This is a genomic window from Thalassospira sp. UBA4513 (genome assembly GCF_002388495.1).
Taxonomy (GTDB): Bacteria; Pseudomonadota; Alphaproteobacteria; order Rhodospirillales; family Thalassospiraceae; genus Thalassospira; species Thalassospira tepidiphila.
Genome location: NZ_DGMR01000038.1, coordinates 125030 through 143653, shown reverse-complemented (window position 1 = coordinate 143653; position 18624 = coordinate 125030). Strand labels below are relative to the sequence as shown.

Annotated in this window: 16 protein-coding genes; 8 read left to right on the top strand and 8 right to left on the bottom strand. The window is 55.7% G+C overall.

Going from position 1 to position 18624, the window contains the following annotated elements; translation table 11 throughout:
• Positions 1-12 precede the first annotated feature (12 nt).
• Both B2T33_RS16285 and B2T33_RS16280 read left to right on the top strand, forming a co-directional pair.
• Positions 13-1386, top strand: coding sequence for a formimidoylglutamate deiminase (locus tag B2T33_RS16285; protein WP_197146686.1), 1374 nt, complete (start codon positions 13-15; stop codon positions 1384-1386).
• Positions 1383-2084 (top strand): GntR family transcriptional regulator, encoded by a 702-nt coding sequence (locus B2T33_RS16280; protein ID WP_286792624.1) that lies wholly within the window; start codon positions 1383-1385, stop codon positions 2082-2084. Before B2T33_RS16285 ends, B2T33_RS16280 begins: the two co-directional genes overlap by 4 nt.
• Positions 2085-2165: 81 nt before the next feature.
• On the opposite strand, the gene yghX is transcribed toward B2T33_RS16280, so the two are convergent.
• The 3 genes from yghX to B2T33_RS16265 form a co-directional block, all read right to left on the bottom strand.
• Positions 2166-3053 (bottom strand): YghX family hydrolase, encoded by an 888-nt coding sequence (yghX, locus tag B2T33_RS16275; protein WP_286792623.1) that lies wholly within the window; start codon positions 3051-3053, stop codon positions 2166-2168.
• A gap of 308 nt (positions 3054-3361) precedes the next feature.
• Positions 3362-4315 (bottom strand): D-2-hydroxyacid dehydrogenase family protein, encoded by a 954-nt coding sequence (locus B2T33_RS16270; RefSeq protein WP_286792622.1) that lies wholly within the window; start codon positions 4313-4315, stop codon positions 3362-3364.
• A 43-nt stretch (positions 4316-4358) separates the two neighbouring features.
• Positions 4359-5021: a dienelactone hydrolase family protein gene (locus tag B2T33_RS16265; protein WP_286792621.1), complete on the bottom strand. Its 663-nt coding sequence runs from the start codon at positions 5019-5021 to the stop codon at positions 4359-4361.
• Between the two features lie 230 nt (positions 5022-5251).
• Between B2T33_RS16265 and B2T33_RS16260 the strand changes: the two genes are divergently transcribed.
• Together B2T33_RS16260 and B2T33_RS16255 are read left to right on the top strand one after the other, a co-directional pair.
• Positions 5252-6094 (top strand): fumarylacetoacetate hydrolase family protein, encoded by an 843-nt coding sequence (locus B2T33_RS16260; RefSeq protein ID WP_286792620.1) that lies wholly within the window; start codon positions 5252-5254, stop codon positions 6092-6094.
• A 358-nt stretch (positions 6095-6452) separates the two neighbouring features.
• On the top strand, positions 6453-6839 hold the full coding sequence (locus B2T33_RS16255) for a DUF2218 domain-containing protein (protein WP_167351212.1): 387 nt from the start codon (positions 6453-6455) through the stop codon (positions 6837-6839).
• Positions 6840-6979: 140 nt separating this feature from the next.
• On the opposite strand, the gene B2T33_RS16250 is transcribed toward B2T33_RS16255, so the two are convergent.
• Positions 6980-7867 carry a LysR family transcriptional regulator gene (locus B2T33_RS16250; RefSeq protein ID WP_286792618.1) on the bottom strand — a complete coding sequence of 296 codons (888 nt, stop codon included), beginning with the start codon at positions 7865-7867 and terminating at the stop codon, positions 6980-6982.
• A 170-nt stretch (positions 7868-8037) separates the two neighbouring features.
• Here B2T33_RS16250 and B2T33_RS16245 point away from each other — a divergent pair, with 170 nt between their 5' ends.
• The gene (locus tag B2T33_RS16245) at positions 8038-9537 is read left to right on the top strand and encodes a CoA-acylating methylmalonate-semialdehyde dehydrogenase (protein ID WP_008889970.1); all 1500 of its coding nucleotides are present in this window, start codon (positions 8038-8040) and stop codon (positions 9535-9537) included.
• Between the two features lie 94 nt (positions 9538-9631).
• On the opposite strand, the gene B2T33_RS16240 is transcribed toward B2T33_RS16245, so the two are convergent.
• The 4 genes from B2T33_RS16240 to B2T33_RS16225 all read right to left on the bottom strand — a co-directional run bounded on the left by B2T33_RS16240 (position 9632) and on the right by B2T33_RS16225 (position 14743).
• Positions 9632-12397, bottom strand: a complete 2766-nt coding sequence (locus B2T33_RS16240; RefSeq protein WP_286792616.1) for a sensor histidine kinase — start codon at positions 12395-12397, stop codon at positions 9632-9634.
• A 3-nt stretch (positions 12398-12400) separates the two neighbouring features.
• Positions 12401-12538 (bottom strand): hypothetical protein, encoded by a 138-nt coding sequence (locus B2T33_RS16235; RefSeq protein WP_286792614.1) that lies wholly within the window; start codon positions 12536-12538, stop codon positions 12401-12403.
• Positions 12539-12663: 125 nt separating this feature from the next.
• Positions 12664-13047 (bottom strand): response regulator transcription factor, encoded by a 384-nt coding sequence (locus tag B2T33_RS16230; protein WP_286792613.1) that lies wholly within the window; start codon positions 13045-13047, stop codon positions 12664-12666.
• A gap of 118 nt (positions 13048-13165) precedes the next feature.
• Positions 13166-14743: a helix-turn-helix domain-containing protein gene (locus B2T33_RS16225; protein ID WP_286792612.1), complete on the bottom strand. Its 1578-nt coding sequence runs from the start codon at positions 14741-14743 to the stop codon at positions 13166-13168.
• Between the two features lie 202 nt (positions 14744-14945).
• Here B2T33_RS16225 and B2T33_RS16220 point away from each other — a divergent pair, with 202 nt between their 5' ends.
• From B2T33_RS16220 to B2T33_RS16210, 3 genes are all read left to right on the top strand, one after another.
• The gene (locus B2T33_RS16220; RefSeq protein ID WP_082923636.1) at positions 14946-16307 is read left to right on the top strand and encodes an ABC transporter substrate-binding protein; all 1362 of its coding nucleotides are present in this window, start codon (positions 14946-14948) and stop codon (positions 16305-16307) included.
• 118 nt (positions 16308-16425) lie between these two features.
• Positions 16426-17442: a branched-chain amino acid ABC transporter permease gene (locus B2T33_RS16215; RefSeq protein WP_008889976.1), complete on the top strand. Its 1017-nt coding sequence runs from the start codon at positions 16426-16428 to the stop codon at positions 17440-17442.
• Positions 17443-17444: 2 nt separating this feature from the next.
• On the top strand, positions 17445-18623 hold the full coding sequence (locus B2T33_RS16210; protein WP_063089073.1) for a branched-chain amino acid ABC transporter permease: 1179 nt from the start codon (positions 17445-17447) through the stop codon (positions 18621-18623).
• Position 18624: the final 1 nt, after the last annotated feature.

Here is an 18624-nt window from a genome sequence, read left to right as displayed (position 1 = left end):
CGGGTAGAGGCAATGAAGGTTCTTTGGGCAAATCAGGCACTTACGACATCAGGCTGGCAGCGCAATGTCCGGATCGAGATCGATGAGAATGGCAGAATTGCTGCGATTCAGGCCGATTCTGCTGCGCCATCCGATGCCACCAGCAAAACCGATATTCTTCTTCCGGCGATTTCAAATCTGCACAGCCATGCGTTCCAGCGCTCCATGGCTGGCTTGACGGAACGGCGCGGCCCCGACCCGCGCGATACCTTCTGGACCTGGCGGCAATTGATGTTCCGCTTCCTCGATCAGCTGACCCCGGACCATGTCGAAGCGATCGCGGCCTTCGTTCAGATGGAAATGCTGGAAGCCGGCTATGCCAACAATACAGAGTTCCATTACCTGCATCACCGCCCCGGTGGGCATTTGTATGACAATATCGCCGAGATGGCCGAACGTATTGCGGCGGCCACCGAAATCACCGGCATCGGCCTGACGCTTCTGCCCGTGCATTATCAATATGGCGGCTGTGACAAGCGCCCGCTCGGTCCCGGTCAAATCCGTTTTGGCAATGATCCCGACCAGTTCACCAAGTTGTATGAGGAATCCGTTCGCGCGATCAAAAACCTTCCCGCCGATACGGTGATGGGGGTTGCGCCGCATTCCCTGCGTGCCGTTGGTCGCGAAGATTTGCTTGCTACAAGCCTGCTGTCGAAAGATGGCCCGATCCACATGCATCTCGCCGAACAACTGGCCGAGGTGGATGAAGTGCGCGACAGCTGGGGCAAGCGCCCGACAGAATGGCTGCTTGAAAATGCCGATGTGAATGCAAACTGGTGCCTGATCCACTGTACCCAGATGGAAGAGCATGAAACGCTTGAGTTGGCTAAAACCGGTGCGGTGGCAGGCCTTTGCCCGATCACCGAAAGCAGTCTGGGCGATGGTATCTTTGATGGCGTGCGCTATCTCAATGCCGGTGGCGTGATTGGTGTGGGATCGGATTCCAATATTCGTATTTCGCTCTCGGAAGAATTGCGAACTCTGGAATACAGCCAGCGCCTGCGCGATAACTCCCGCGCGGCTTTGGCGACCGAACAAAAATCGACCGCACGTCGTATCTATGACGCGGCCGCCAAGGGTGGCGCACAGGCCGCCGGGCGCGATGCGGGCCGGATTGAAGTTGGCGCGCTGGCCGATTTGATGGCGCTGGATGGTTCGGCGGTTGACCTGATCGGTCGGACAAGCGATACGATCCTCGACACATATATCTTTGCCGGAGATGATCGCATGGTGCGTGATGTCTGGTCGGCCGGTCGCCATGTTGTGACCGAGGGCCGCCACATCGCCCATGACGCGATCACCAACCGGTATCGCAAGGTGATGGAACAACTCAAGGAAGCAGTGTGAACAGCCTGGAACAGCAAAGCTGGCAATCCGTCCATGACGAGGTTTTGCGCCGCATTCATACCCGTGAGTGGAAGCCCGGTGACCTGATCCCCAAGGAAGTCGAACTTGCCGAACAACTTGGCTGTGCGCGGGCCACCGTGAACCGTGCATTGCGTGAACTGGCATCCGAAGGCTTCCTCGATCGCAGGCGCAAGGCGGGTACGCGGGTCGCTGCCCACCCGGTGCGGCGCGCCAAACTTGATATTCCGGTCATCCGACTTGAGATCGAGGGGCGCGGGCAGAAATATGCCTATGGCCTGCTGTTTAGCGAACGTCGCACCCCGCCGCCGGAAATTTGCGCCAATCTTGGTGTCACGGCCGAAAGCGATATGCTGCATATCACCTCGCTTCATCTGGCCGATGGCAAACCGTTCATGTTTGAAGATCGCTGGGTATCGATTGCCGCAACGCCGACGATCCTTGATGCCGATCTTGAGAAAATCAGTGCCAATGAATGGCTGGTTTTGCATGCGCCCTATACGCGCGGCGACATCTATTTTTCCGCCATCAGTGCTAGCGAGGCTGAGGCCAAGGTGCTGCGCACCGATCCCGGCATATCGCTTTTCCTGATGGAACGTACCACCTGGGAAAATAACACTGGCATCACATCGGCCAGGCTTCTGTTTGCGCCGGGCTATCGCAAGCATTCTGCGATCTGATTTTCAATCCAAAAAGGGCGCGCCGGGTTGTCGTAAAACACGTTCGGCTAGCCCTTTTATGTAGATTAAAGGCAAAATGCTTCAGGACAGGTACTTGTTGAACCAGTCAATGGTGCGTTGCCATGCCAGTTCGGCTGCGTCCTTGTCATAACGTGGTGTGGAATCGTTATGGAAACCATGATTGGCGCCCGGATAGATATAGGCCTCATAGACCTTGTCATTGGCCTTTAATGCCTTTTCGTAGGCAGGCCACCCGGCATTGATACGCTCATCAAGTTCACCGTATTGCAACAGGATCGGTGCCTGAATACGGGGGACATCCTCGACCGCGGGCTGACGGCCATAGAACGGAACGGCGGCCCCCAATTCCGGATAGGCAACTGCGGCGGCATTGGCGACACCGCCACCATAGCAGAAGCCAGTGATACCGGTTTTTTCCGTGGTGGCCTCGTGGGCGGTGAGGAATTCAATGGCGGCAAAAAAGTCGTTCATCAGCTTGGTTGGGTCGACTGTGCGTTGCAATTCACGGCCCTTGTCGTCATTGCCGGGGTAGCCTCCAACCGATGTCAATCCATCCGGGGCAAGTGCGACAAAGCCTGCCTTGGCCACACGCCGCGCGACATCTTCGATATAGGGGTTCAGACCCCGGTTCTCATGCACGACCACAACACCGGGTACCTTGCTGGTCACATTGGCCGGTTTGACCAGATAGCCACGCACTTCACCGTGACCGTTGGGCGACGGGTACATGATGTATTCAGCAACAATATCGGGATCGGTAAAGTCGACCTGATGAGCCATGGCATAGTTTGGGCTCATGGCATTAAGGATCGCAAGGGCGGTCATTCCACCAACCGCATATCGGCCCGCACGATCAAGAAACTCACGGCGATCAATCATGCCGTGGGCATAGAAATCATAAAGTTCGAGAAGCTCCGGAGAAAAATCCTTGGCAGTCAAACGTTCCATCATGCGATCCTTGTGAAATTACACATCAGATTTTGGGGCTTGCTGGTGACGAATATCTGATTATCCGGATTGAACTGTCAGCCTGAATCAGGGACCAGCTTGTCGCGCTGCATCCTGATTTGGATCTGATTTCTATTTTCAACGAAGTTCGAGAATTCGCAAATCACAAACGTGCTACCTGCGAGATTGGCGTTACCAAGATCACATATTTCGCTGTCTTTCCAAGTCGTCTCTTCGGCGTCTGGCGGTGGCTGGTTTTCCCATGGCATCGAGCCTCGTAGAGCTCAGAAAATGGTTAAATGCGCTTCTTAAGGTTCTATGACCCGGATCGGTTTGCCGTTTTGCCAAGCCAGAATGGCCTCGACCGTCTGGCCGTAAAACACGTTCCAGGTGTTGCGGGTGACATAGCCAAGATGCGGGCTTAGCAACAGGCCATCACAATGGCGCAGCGGATGCGATACGGGCAGTGGTTCCTTGTCGTAAACATCGAGTGCCGCACCGGCAATCTCGCCGCTGTTGAGCGCATCAATCAGGGCAGTATCATCAATGATCGGGCCGCGTGATGTGTTGATCAGATAGGCGGTTGGCTTCATCTGTTTGAGCTCATTCGTGCCAATCAGGCCATGGGTGCGATCAGACAGGCGTTGATGGATGGTGACGAAATCCGACGCGCGCAGCAGGTCTTCCTTGGTTGCCATATGGGTTACGCCAAGTTCGTCGCAGCGTTCCTGCGTCAGGTTGGCGCTCCAGGCGCAGACATGCATGTCAAAGGCCTGTGCCATTTTCGCGACCTTTGCGCCCAACCGTCCAAGCCCGATAATTCCCAAGGTCGAACCTGCAAGGTCCTGACCGATCCCGACTTGCCAGCCGCCGGCGCGCATCGATGCGTTTTCCGCCATGAGGTTGCGGGCCAATGCCAGCATCAGGGCAAAGGTCAGTTCCGGCGTTGCCGTGGAAGGCGATTCTGTGCCGCAAACCGTGATGCCCAGCTCACTTGCAGTCGCGACATCAATGGCGTCATTGCGTTTGCCGGTGGTCACGATCAGCCGCAGGTTCGGAAGCGCGCGCAAAATGTCGCCCGTAAGAGCTGTGCGTTCACGCATGACACACAGGACGTCAAATGGTTCAAGGCGGCTGATGAGGTCGCCCGTATTGCAAACATGATCGTTAAATACGGTGATCTCGCCGTGATTTTGGACGTCTGTCCAGTCGGCCGATTGCAGGGCGATGTTTTGATAGTCATCAAGAATGGCAATACGCATCTGGGCTGTGTTTCCAATGGGTCAGGGCAGGGGTTCTGTCGTGTCAGGCTGTGATATGAAGGGCAAGAAATTCGGCTGTGCGGGCATGTGCAACTTCGGCGGCCGCTTCGACATAGGCGGATGGGCGTGCTTCGTTGGCAAAGGCGTGACCGGCTTCATACATATGCACTTCCATGCCGGGCAGGGCTGCCTTGGCGTCTTCGATCATCTCCACCGGGACGTGACCATCAGACAGGCCGAAATGTGCCAGAAATGGCGTTTGCAGCGGCTTATCAAGGTATTGGTCGATACGTGTGCCATAAAATGAAACACCTGCCGCGATATCAAGACATTGGGCGCTGCGCAGTGCCAACCCGCCGCCCCAGCAAAAGCCGATCACACCAACCTTGCCGCCCTTGGCAGACAGGGCGCGGGCGGCGGCATCGATGTCGCTCAGGGTGTTTGACAACTCGGACGCCATCATCAACGCACGCGCCCGATCAAAATCGTTGAAGTCAACAACCGCCCCACGCTCCACCCGGTCAAACAGGGCAGGGATGGCAACCTCGTAACCCAGGGCGGCATATTTGCGCGCAACCCCCTTGAGCTGTTCGGTGATGCCAAAGATTTCCTGCAGGATTACAATCGCGCCGCGTCTTGCACCAACGGGTGGCTCAAACCAACAATCAAGCTCATGCCCGTCGGCTGCGGTAAGGGTGTCCATCATGTCCTGTCGTTTCCTTTCTCGGCGCAATGGTCTTTTCGGTGATGATATCGAATTGCGGGGCGAGAACAATCATCATGGTTACTGCGGATAATGTATCCTCAATTGGCTTGCCCTTTGGGATCATGATGTGACATCACTAAGGTATGAGGAATAAATCGTTCTTTTTGTAAGACTTGGCTTGGTCTAGGACGCAGAAAGAACCCGCGTGACGATATCAGGAGAGAGAATTCATGAAGCTTTTGCGCTATGGCCCGGTCGGGGCGGAAAAACCGGGGCTTTGTGATGCGGATGGCGTAATCCGCGATCTTTCCAGCGTGATTGATGATCTTGATCCAACCACGATTTCCGATGAAACTTTTGCACGTATTGCCGCACTTGACCCGGAAAGCCTGCCTGTCGTGTCGGGTGATCCGCGCATTGGCGCCTGTGTCGGGCGGCCCGGCAAATTTATCTGCATCGGTTTGAACTATTCTGACCATGCGCAAGAAGCAGGTATGGAACTACCGCCTGAACCGATCATTTTCCTCAAGGCAACTTCGGCCGTTTGTGGTCCGAATGATACGATCGAAATTCCGCGTGGCTCGACCAAAACCGATTGGGAAGTCGAACTGGGCGTGGTGATCGGCAAGCACACCAAATATGTCGACGAGGCCGATGCGCTTGATCATGTCGCAGGTTACTGCCTGATCAATGACGTTTCCGAGCGCGCGTTTCAGCTTGAACATTCAGGGCAATGGGTGAAGGGCAAAAGTGCCGATACCTTCGGCCCGATTGGTCCGTGGCTTGTCACTCGCGATCAGATTGCCGATCCACAGAATCTTTCCATGTGGCTCGATGTGAATGGCAAGCGTTATCAGAACGGCAGTACGAAAACCATGGCCTATGGTGTTGCATTCGTGGTCAGCTATCTGTCGCGTTTCATGAGCCTGCAACCCGGTGACATCATCTCGACCGGCACCCCGCCGGGTGTGGGTATGGGGCAAAACCCGCCGGTGTACCTCGAACCCGGCGACGTGATGGAACTGGGAATCGATGGTTTGGGCGCGCAGCGTCAGGAAGTCGTTCAGGGCTAGGCAACGCTGCCATGCAAATATCGGGATGCAGCAATCGAGACCTCGTCACAGCAATGTGATCTCTGCTGCATACCGTTGTTAAACAACGATTTTTTACGATGATCTGCGTGATCTGGCGGATCGTCACGCCAATATTTCAGAAATTTTTGCCGACAGACTTGCGCTTTGCCCGATTCAGGACATTTTTGTCAGGACAAAGTGCATTGACGTTCTTCTGTGATGTGCGATAAATGACTAGTAGTCATTATTGTTCAGTGCTTAAGCAATGTGAAATGCGTGTCCAAGGGGTATGGGGATACCGTGCGCATAAAGCGCCCTTACAGGATTGGTGATGCACATGTCTAATCTGGCGATCAAAGTGAACGAGTCTTGGCCGGTTTCGGTCAATCCGATGGATGTTTCAGTTGATGAGGCTGGCCCTGTGTCTCGGACTTCAAAGGCACAGGATGGTGTCGGTAGCTTTGCGTTTGCAGATATCTATTTGCGCGGCGCGCCTTGCTTTCTCAAGGGGATGATGCTGCAAGCCCGTGGCGAAGACGTCAAGGGCACCTTGCGCAAACCCGATGCTGGTGTTCTGGCATTTGAAAATGGTGCGTGCGAGCTGACGGCGACGCCGCTGTTTCTGACAGTTGCGATGTCAGCGGCCGACGAACACAGCCTTGCAGACATGCAGGCTTATTTCGAAGACAAGCTGCGGACCCTGTCGCCGCAAACCAAGATCGAAATTGACTGGCGAAATAAATGACCATTTGTCACCTTTTTGTGATCAAAAAGCCCGTTCAGCATTGAACGGGCTTTTGTTTTGTTTGCCTGGTCACAACGGGTATGTGATGGCGATCCGCTTTGCGCAATCCGGTCATTGCCGTTGACGGTAATTGTGTGTTCTCAGCTCATGATAAAGCGGTCCCGGGCCCCGCGCACGACGCGCGTTATATGATCGACAATGGCCGCGACACTTCGCGTATCCTTGGTGTCCGGGTGCTGGAGCATCCAGTAATTGCGGGTGAAGCGGATTTCAGGCAGCAGGCGAACGAGGTCGGGGATGCCCTCGGTGGCGTAGTCGTGCAGTATACCGATGCCATATCCGTTGCGCACGGCCTCCATCTGGGCCACCACACTGCCGCATTCAAATCGGCGTTTCATCAGTTTGCCAAGGCGGGCGGCGTAATCCAGTGCGCGACTGTAAATCAGATCCTCGATATGGGTGACAAACAGGCGGTCTGTCAGATCGGCCTCGGTTTTGACCGCACCAAAACGTTCGATGTAGGATTTGCTGGCATAGACACTGAGCGTGTAGTCGGTGAGTTTGCTTATCACCAGGCGCCCTTGCTTGGGGCGATCCAGCGTGATGGCGATATCGGCTTCGCGTTGCGATAGCGAGAATGTGCGTGGCAGCGGCACAAGCTGGATCACGAGATCTGGGTAATTGGACGCAAAGTGAGCCAACTCACTTGCCAGAAAATAGTTGCCCAATCCATCGGGGACGCCGACGCGGACCGTGCCGCTGATCAGCTCTGACTGGTTGGAAACGGCGGTGCCGGCCCGCAGAAAAGCCGACTCTGCGGCCTCTGCTGCCTGCATCAATTCCCGTCCCGCCGGGGTCAGGTCCGATCCGGTGGTGCGCCGTTCGATCAGTTTGGTGCAAAGTTCCTGCTCAAGTGCGGTCAGTTGGCGGCCGACCGTTGCGTGGTTCAGACCAAGCTGCCGGGCAGCGGCAAGGATCTGACCTTGGCGGGCAACAGCCAGAAAGATGCGGAAGCGATCCCAATCCATGGTGGGTGTGATCCTGTCATGACTTTAATTTTTGCACATCGAATTTGCGGAAATGATAATTGATGTGCATCCCTGTGCATAGTCATAATGGGTGCAGGTTATTAAGGGGGAAGACCCCCACTTATATTAAGATCGTCCCACTGATCATCAGGTTTATCGGGAGAAACCCAATGGCAACCCAACTTACCCATTACATCAACGGCAAACGCGTTGCCGGCAACTCCGGCCGTTCGGCACCGGTTTTCAATCCGGCAACTGGCGCACAGAGTGCGACGGTTGATCTGGCATCCAAGGCCGAGGTCCGTGCTGCTGTTGAATCCGCGTCCGCCGTTGCCGCCGAATGGGCTGCAACCACGCCACTGCGCCGTGCACGTATTCTGAACAAGTTCCTCGGCATCCTCGAAGATCGCTCCGAAGAACTGGCTGCAGCCATCACGGCGGAGCATGGCAAGGTTCTGTCCGATGCGCTGGGTGAAGTCACCCGCGGGATCGAGGTTGTTGAATTTGCCACCGGCGCGCCGCAGTTGCTGAAAGGTGAGTTCACCGAGAATGTCGGCACCAAGGTTGACAGCCATTCCATCCGTCAGCCGCTGGGCATCGTTGCCGGCATCACGCCGTTCAACTTCCCGGCCATGGTGCCGATGTGGATGTTCCCGGTCGCCCTTGCGTGCGGTAACTGCTTTATCCTCAAGCCGTCCGAGCGTGATCCGTCCGCCTCGCTTCTGCTGGCTGAATGGCTGACCGAAGCCGGTCTTCCCGATGGCGTGTTCAACGTTGTTCAGGGCGACAAGGAAGCAGTGGATGCGCTTTTGTTTGATCCGGATGTTTCGGCTATCAGCTTTGTCGGCTCCACCCCGATTGCAAAATACATCTATGAAACCGCAACCGCGCAGGGCAAACGTTGCCAGGCCCTTGGTGGTGCTAAGAACCACATGATCATTATGCCTGATGCCGACATGGATCAGGCGGTTGATGCCCTGATGGGCGCTGCTTACGGATCGGCTGGCGAGCGTTGCATGGCAATCTCGGTTGCTGTTCCGGTTGGCAAGGAAACGGCCGATACCCTGATCGAAAAACTGGTTCCGCGCATCAATGAACTGCGTGTGGCACCGGGTATTGATCCGGCGGCCGAAATGGGCCCGCTTGTGACCGCTGCGCACCGTGACAAGGTTGTCGGCTATATCAACAAGGGTGTCGAAGAAGGTGCCAAGCTGGTGGTCGATGGCCGTGACATCAAGCTTCAGGGCTATGAAGACGGTTACTTCGTCGGTGGTACCCTGTTTGATGACGTCACCCCGGATATGAGCATCTACAAGGAAGAGATCTTTGGCCCGGTTCTGTCGGTTGTGCGTACCGATGATTTCGAAACCGCTGCCAACCTTGTTGATGATCATGAATATGGCAATGGTACCGCGATCTTCACCCGCGATGGTGATACCGCCCGTGAATTTGCCGCACGTACCCAGACCGGCATGGTTGGCATCAACGTGCCGATTCCGGTTCCGATGGCCTTCCATTCGTTCGGTGGCTGGAAAGCATCGCTGTTTGGCGACCATCACATGCATGGCCCGGAAGGTGTACGGTTCTATACCAAGCTGAAAACCATCACTACCCGCTGGCCGACCGGCATTCGCAAGGGCGCTGAGTTCGTCATGCCCACCATGAAATAAGCGATGAAATAAGCGATGAAATAAGTATTGCACTCATCGCAGTATCAAAGGGCGCGCAAAGCCAAATTTGCGCGCCCTTATTTGTTCGGGGGTGTTAGCTGCCAAAGGATGCCGGTTTGGCGGGCTTGATGGCCTCCATGATGGTGCCGGGGATGAAAACGCGGAAGGTTGCCCCGCGTCCCGCAGGGCTTTCGGCCCATATCTTGCCCTGACAATGTTCGACAACATGCTTGGCAATCGCAAGGCCAAGACCCGAACCGGATGGCTTTGGTTTGTCATCTGCGTATTTGCCGCCGCGCGAAAACTTGTCAAAGATGATTTCAAGCTCGTTCGGGGCAACGCCCTTGCCGTTATCAGTGATCGAAACCAGATAGCCGCCATCCATGGCTTCCCCGCGCACCGATACCTCAGGATGATCTGGGGCGGAAAATTTGGCAGCGTTCGATAGCAGATTGATGAAGACCTGTGTCAGGCGATCGCGGTCAACGTTCAAAAGGGCTGAATTGCGTGAATATTCCTTGGTCAGAACAACACCCTTGGCATCAAACAGGCCTTTGACCGCATCGATGCTTTCATCAAGTACCGTACGCGGATCGACTTCGACCGCGCGCCAATCGGAATGACCGGCTTCAAGACGGGCAAGATCAAGATGGTCATCAATCAGGCGAGTCAGTCGTTCGCTTTCGCGGACAATGATTTCAAGGAAGTGATCGGCTTGTTTCGGGTCCAGGTTCGGGGAGTCGACCAGAATTTCCGAAAATGAACGGATCGAGGTCAGCGGCGTTCTGAATTCATGACTGACCATGGTCAGGAATTCATCCTTGAGCCGGTCCAGTTCCTTGAGCCGTTCGTTGGCCGCACGCAGTTCGGCTGCGGCTTTTTCAAGTTCGCGTGACTTGGTTTCAAGGCGCTGGGAATATTCGATGACGTGCGAGGTTTCTTCGAGAATCTCAAGCACTTCATCAAGGCTGACCATCTCGCCCTTGGCAACAGAAGACACCATCACACGGGCCGATGCCGCCCCGATGGAGCCCGCCAGAAGCCGTTCGGTAAAGGCAATCATGTCGGCATCGGCTTCGCCCTTGCCGCGCCAGGATGGATCGATGCTTTGATCAAACTGGCGAAACGACTGATAGGCGCGATCCCGTCCCAAAAACCGTTCGACCAGTTCATAAAGATCATTGGCCGAGGCCGATGACCGCCAGATGACGGTGTCCTGCCCCTTGCGTGAAAAGGCATCGACAAACAGGGTTGCCTGAATACGTTCAAGCGCACTTGGTTCGGTAAACAAGCTGATCAGAACATAGGCCGCGGTATTGAGTGAAATCGACCAGATCAGCGCATGGGTCAGCGGTGCAAAATCCGTCAGACCAAACAGGCTTTCGGGGCGCAACCACGGATGACCAAACGCACCGTTCAGAATAAGTGACGGATCCATCCAGCCACTATCGGCAAGCGATGGCAGCAACAGGGTATAGCCCCAAACCGCAAAGCCGATGGTAAGGGCCACCTGCGCGCCGGTGCGCGTGCCACCCTTCCAATACAGTCCGCCAATCATGATCGGGATGAACTGGGCAATGGCGGCAAAGGAAATCAGCCCGATTTCGGCCAGCGCATCACTGGCCCCGGCAGACCGGTAATAGGCAAAGCCCATAAACACCACGACGACGATGGACGCACGCCGGATAAAAATCAGAAGCCCGGTCAGATCATCACGTTCGGTCAGACGGAGTGGGCGAATACGCAACAGCGCCGGCACAATCAGGTCGTTACAAACCATGGTCGAAAGCGCGATGGTCGCAACAATCACCATGCTGGTACTGGCCGACAGGCCGCCGACATAGGCGAGTAACGCCAGCATCGATTGATCTTCGAACAGCGGCACGGAAATCACAAAGAAGTCCGGGTCCGACCACACCGGAAGGGCACCCAGCCCGGCCAGTGCAATCGGCAGAACAAAAAGGTTCATCGCCAGAAGATAAAGCGGAAAGGCCCAGCTTGCGGTGGCAAGGTGACGTTCATCGACATTTTCAACAATGATCACCTGAAACTGGCGCGGCAGGCACAGGATGGCCGCCATCGAAAGCATCATCAGCGTCAGCCAGCGCGAACTGCCCCCTTCGGGCAGCATCAGAAGCTTTGCCGTATCGGCGTTTTCAGCTGATTGGGCAAACAGGTCGCCAAGCCCGTCATACATCACAAACGAGACAAAGAAACCAACGGCCAAAAGGGCAAACAGCTTGACCAGACTTTCAAAGGCGATGGCGGCAACCATGCCTTCGTGATGTTCATCAGCATCAATGAAGCGCGTGCCAAACAGAATGCCAAACAGCGTCAGGCCAACGGCGGCCCAAAAGCCGCTGTCGGAAAAGATGCTGACCGTTTCGCGGACCGGTTCGACCATGCCGAATTCCCAGCCGGTCAGCACTGTGTAACTGGTGGCAATCGCCTTGAGCTGAAGCGCGATATAGGGCGTGGTGCCGATCACCGCGATCAGGGTCACAAGGACAGAAAGCTGCGTGCTTTTGCCATAGCGTGACGAGATAAAGTCGGCAATCGAGGTAATGCGATGGGCCTTGGAAATGCGCAGCATCTTGCGCAGCAAAAACCACCAGCCGAGAAAGATCACGGTCGGGCCCAGATAAATCGTCAGATACTCAAGCCCGTTGCGCGCGGCTGTTCCGACTGCGCCATAAAACGTCCATGACGTGCAATATACCGCGATGGATAAGGTATAAACCGTCGGGTTGCGGACCCAGGAATGGCCATCACGCGCACGTTTGTCGCCCCACCATGCAATCGCATAAAGCAGGCCGACATAAATAAGCGACACAAGGATGACCAGTTCCGAGGATAGCATGGGCTATTTCCTCTCGATCTGGGCGGCACTGCGCAGCGCACGTGTCAGAACGGCGCACAGCGCAATAAGGATGGCCCACCCGGCAAAGAAATAGACAAACAGGATCGGCAGGCCAAGGATTGTGCCATCAAGCGAAAACATCCCCACAATCGGCGGCAGCCAGATAAACAGCGCCACCAGCATCAGAACAAGGGCGCGTTCGGTAAGTTTGCGTGGTGGTGTGATGGGGGCCTCCTGCGCATTGATGGGGAACGCAAACGCGCGTGTCAGTTTTCCGCACGTTTCAGCAGGGCTTTGACCCGGGACACAACATCGCGTGTGGAAAACGGCTTGGTGACAAAATCATCCACTCCAAGTTCAAGCCCCTTGCGGCGGTCCACTTCGCGGGTTTTGGCAGTCAGCATCATGATGGGCATTTGTCGGGTGTTGGGATCGTTACGCGCTGCGCGCACGACTTCAAACCCGTCGCAAACGGGCATCATGACATCAAGTAAAACCATGTCCGGAATATCGCGCGCAATCATCGAAATCGCCGTACGGCCATCCGTTGCAACACTGACGTCATAGCCTTCCTTTTCCATCAGAAAGCTGAGTGATTCGACAATGGTTTCCTCGTCTTCGGCAATCAAGACCTTTGGTCTCTCATTCAAGGACGTTCTCCCCGATTTTTTGGATTTTTATATTCCCAATCCTAACGACTTACGGGCTGAATGATAATGCTACTTTGGGGTGGTATACATAAGACGTTGCTTGAAAGCCCTCATTGGGTCATTTTTTGGCGGTTTTCGGCGTGCCATCGGCCATTTCATAGGCCCGTTGTGCACAATCATCGCGCGGGCACTGGCGGCATGAAATTCCGACCGGCACCGCCGACTCAGGACGATCAAGCGACAATCGGTCGCCATAAACCACATCATTTGAAAAGGCCGTGTCGCAGCCGATCATTACCGAATGAACCGAACGCGGAACGCCATATCCCCCGGCCCCGGACCGCAAGGCACGCGCGACAAACAGAAATTCACTGCCATCGGGCAGGCGAACAAATTGCGGAATGACGCGTTCGGGCGCGGTATAGGCTTCGTGCACCACCCAACGCGGGCACGCCCCGCCATAGCGCGGCAATTGCAGGCCCGATGCCGAGAACCGTTTGGAAATGTTTCCGGCGATGTCGGTGCGCACCAGGTGGAACGGAATGCCTTCGGCCCCCGGGCGACGAAGCGTCGTCAGGCGGTGGCAAATCTGTTCCCAACTTGCCGCGTAGCGTTGCTGCAAAAGTTCGATGTCATGGCGCATGCTGCGTGCATCATCCAAAAACAGGTCATAAGGGAACAGCAGTGCGGCAGCAGTGTATGAAATCAATGCCTCGGATGCGCGAACCCGTCCGGCTTTGCTGCCAATCTGGGCGCGATCCAGGATCTCATTGATCGGGTCGGCGGCTTCAAGCCGGCAAATGGTGCGTGCCGCCTGAAAACGCGCCGAGGTGATCGGAAGGGCGCGGGAAATGCGCAGGGTATTGTTCTTGGCATCCCACTGATAGCCGCTTGTCAGGAAGTCCTCGGACGGGCGGCGTTCGATCCGGGTGTTGTGAGTGTCTTCAAGATAATTGATCAGATCGGTCAGATAGAGCCCGCCATCAGGATCAATCACCGGGCGCATCTTGTTGGCGTGGTCTTCAAGGGCAGGGAAGTGGTTGGCATTGTCATACAGCAGATCATCAACTTCCTCGGCCGGGCTGGCGGCCGGGCGGCCGGCTTCGCCACGTTCAAGAAAGTTGAAAATTTCGGTCGCGGATTCGGCAAGGCGCTGGGATTCGCGCACCAGTGTCGCGTTAAAGCGTGCGCGCTGGTCGCGTGACAGATCATCATAATCATCGAAAATCTCGGCCACTGTGCGGATCGAGGTAATCCGGGTCAGGATCGAATGGCTGGCCTCGGTCAGGAACGGGTCATGGCTGAGCCGTTCGGACAGCGCGTCAATATCATCAAGACCACTGCGGTAGGCCCGATACAGCGACAAGAACGCTGTGATCATGCCCGGTGAGGCGGCAATCATTGCGGGGAATTCGCGGCTTTCGACCGGGGTGGTGCGAAAGACCGGGTCGGATGCAACTTCGGCCAGATCCGAAAGCAACCGGCTTTCCTCGGACCCTGACAGGCTGTGAGGATGAATTTCCAGTGCCTCGGCAATCCGCATCAACAATCCGCCCCCAATCGAGCGGCGGTTATGTTCGATCAAATTAAGGTAGGACGCCGAGATACCCGCCGCCTTCGCCAGCGCATTCTGGGTCATTCCGATGTCTTTTCTCCGTCCGCGAATGCGGTGTCCGATGGGGGCCTGACGCGCCATACTAAAGTCTTACATGTTGACAGAATTTACTAATTTTCACAAAGCTCATCTATATATTTACAAAAAAGTTCTTTTATATCAACTAGGTGTTGATTCATTTTCAGATGATCCTCATTGTTTTGTCAGGTCGATAAAAAAACGAACCAAAAAACAGGCCTCAGATTTCTCTGAAACAGATCCCAAGACATTGGGGAGGAAAACCATGTCGGAGACTAAGCTTATCGGAAATGTATCTCGTCGTACGATCCTGAAGGGATCCGCGGCAACCACGGGTGCAGCCCTCATCGGCGGCACTTTCCCGATGCATTTCATCAAGAACGCGCATGCCCAGACCTTCCGGGGTGATCCGGGCAGTGCTGCCAGCGTCAAACTCGGTTTCAACGTGCCGCAGACCGGCCCGTATGCCGATGAGGGTGCTGACGAATTGCGTGCCTATCAGCTTGCGGTCAAGCACATCAACGGCGAAGGCGACGGCGGTATGCTCAATACCATCAAGCCGCTTGAGCTCAAGGGTAACGGCATCCTCGGCAAGAAAGTCGAGTTCGTGACCGGTGATACCCAGACCAAGTCCGATGCTGCGCGTGCTTCTGCCAAGCGTATGATTGAAAAAGACAATGTGGCGATGGTCACCGGTGGTTCGTCCTCTGGTGTGGCAATTGCCGTGCAGGGTCTTTGCCAGGAAATGGGCGTCATCTTCATGGCGGGTCTGACCCACTCGAACGACACCACCGGTAAAGACAAAAAGCGTTATGGCTTCCGCCACTTCTTCAACGCTTACATGTCCGGTCAGGCGATCGCGCCGGTTCTGCTCGACGAGTATGGCGCAGAACGCCGCGCCTATCACCTAACGGCCGATTACACCTGGGGCTGGACCCAGGAAGAATCGATCAAGGCCGCGACCGAAAATATCGGTTGGGAAACCGTCAACACGGTGCGTACCCCGGTGGGTGCGGGTGACTTCTCCCAGTACATCACCCCGGTTCTGAACTCTGGCGCAGATGTCCTGATCCTGAACCACTATGGTAAGGACATGGTCAACTCCCTGACCCAGGCCGTTCAGTTCGGTCTGCGTGACAAGCAGGTGAATGGCAAGAACTTCGAAATCGTTGTTCCGCTTTATTCCCGCCTGATGGCACAGGGTGCTGGCGAAGCTGCAAAAGGTATCCTTGGGACCACCAACTGGCACTGGTCGCTTCAGGATGCCGGTTCGCAGGCCTTCGTGAAATCGTTCGGTCAGGAATACGGCTTCCCGCCGTCCCAGGCTGCACATACCTGCTACGTCCAGACGCTGCTTTATGCAAACGCCTGCGAAATGGCCGGTACGTTCGCACCTTGGGAAGTTATCAAACAGCTCGAAGGTTTCGAGTTCGATGGCGCGGGCAATGGCCCGACCCTGTACCGTGCAGAAGACCATCAGTGCTTCAAGGATGTTCTGGTCGTGCGTGGTAAAGAAAACCCGCAGTCCAACTTCGACCTTCTTGAAGTCGTCAAGGAAGTGCCGCGGTCACAGGTCGAGTATCCGGCCGACATGTTCGGCGGTGAACTGGGTCCGTATCAAGTCTGATGCACCCAAATTGATGCAAGCAGGGCCGGCCATCTCCCAATGGTCGGCCCGTTTGCCCTCTGGCCTCGGCCTGTACGACTTTTGACTAAGTCCCTTACGAATACGCGGCGGATATCTGATGGACGCTATATTTCTTCAAATCCTGAATGGTCTGGACAAGGGCGGTGCCTATGCACTGATTGCGCTTGGCCTGACCCTGGTGTTCGGCACGCTTGGCGTGGTGAACTTCGCGCATGGTGCCATCTTTATGATGGGCGCATTTTGCGCGGTAACTCTCGAAAAACTTTTGACCCTTTCGGTCAAGGTCAAGGATGAGTCGGTTACCTTCTTCGACGCCTACAAGGAAACGCCCTACCTCGAACTGTGGTTTGGCGATACCGGCACGGCGATCATTGACTGGTCGGTACCGTTATCGATCATTCTGGCAATACCGGTGATGTTGCTCATCGGCATTGTCATGGAACGCTCTCTCATCCGGCATTTCTACAAGCGTCCTCACGCCGAACAGATTCTTGTGACCTTTGGTCTGGCCATCGTGCTTCAGGAACTGGTCAAGGCCGCCTTTGGCGCAAACCCGATCCCGCAGGGCGCACCGGATATCGTTTCCGGATCTGCTGCCGTTGGTGCGATCTTTGGTCTGGGCGAAGCGGTGGTTTATCCGTGGTGGCGTCTGATTTATCTGGCGTTCTCGCTGATCACCATTGGCCTTGTGTTCTCGTTCCTGCATTTCACCACCTACGGGATGGTGGTGCGCGCCGGGATGGCCGACCGCGAAACGGTCGAACTTCTGGGCATCAATATTGAACGTCGCTTTACGATTGTGTTTGGCATCGCGGCCGTGGTCGCGGGTCTGGCAGGCGTGATGTACACGCCGGTTCTGCCCCCGGATTACCATCTGGGCATGGACTTCCTGGTGCTGTCATTTGTCGTGGTTGTTGTGGGTGGCATGGGCTCCTTGCCCGGTGCGGTGGCCGCTGGCTTCCTGCTGGGGATCCTGCAGTCCTTCTCGTCCATGACCGAGGTAAAAGACATCTTCCCGGGCATTGACCAGATCATCATCTACCTTGTTGCCGTCGTCATTCTGCTGACCCGTCCGCGTGGTCTGCTGGGACGCCGGGGCGTGATGGAGAGCTAATAATGTCAAATACAAAAATCGTCTCGCCCAAGAAAGATATGATCTTTATGGCCATCCTGTCGGTCGTGGTTCTGACCATGCCGATCTGGTTGCAACCCTTCGGGGCGGCCTATCCTGACCTGATGCAGAAGTTCATGATCTTTGGCATCTTTGCCATCGGCTATAACATTCTGTTTGGTCTGACCGGCTATCTGTCCTTTGGTCACGCAGCCTTCCTGGGTGTGGGGTCTTACACCGCCGTCTGGTCGTTCAAATTGCTGTCGATGAACGTTATTCCGGCCATGATCTTTGGCACGGTGCTCTCAGGGCTGTTTGCGCTCGCGATCGGCTTTGTGTCCTTGCGTCGTTCGGGGATTTACTTCTCGATCCTGACGCTGGCCTTTGCGCAGATGTCCTATAACCTCGCCTATTCGGTTCTGACCCCGATCACCAATGGTGAAACCGGGCTTCAGCTTGAACAGGCCGACCCGCGCGTTCTCGATCGGATGTCGGGCATCGTCGATGACGGATCGCTTCCGACCCCGAACCTGTTCGGGATCGAGGGGATCGGTTATTCCGGCTTCTATATCTGTGCCGCCCTGATGCTGATCTCGTTCTTCATATATCTGCGCATCTTCCGCTCACCGTTCGGGCTTAAGCTGCGCGCGATCAAGTCGAACCAGAACCGCATGGGTTATACCGGGTTCAGCACCCGTCCATACCTGATGACTGCCTTTGTCATTTCGGGCATGTATGCCGGTCTTGCCGGTTCGCTTTTGGCGGTAACCGATCCGCTGGCCGGTGCCGAGCGCATGCAATGGACCGCATCGGGCGAGGTCGTTCTGATCACGATCCTTGGCGGTGTCGGTACGTTGATTGGTCCGCTTCTGGGCGCTGGTATCATCAAGTATTTCGAGAACATCTTCTCGGCCTTTAACGATACCGTGTTGCTCAATGCGTTTTCCTTCCTGCCCGACTGGCTGGCCCATCCGGTGGCATCGGTGGTCGGCCTGTTTGTCGGCGAAGGTTGGCACCTGACCCTTGGTCTTGTCTTCATGCTGATCGTGATCTTCCTGCCCGGTGGCATCATGGAAGGTATCACGCGCCTGACGCGCCTGGTTACCAAACGTGATAAGGCCGAGCCGAAGTCCGAAGCCCACGAAACCAAAGAAAAAGAACAAACATCGGCGGGGGAGGTCTGAT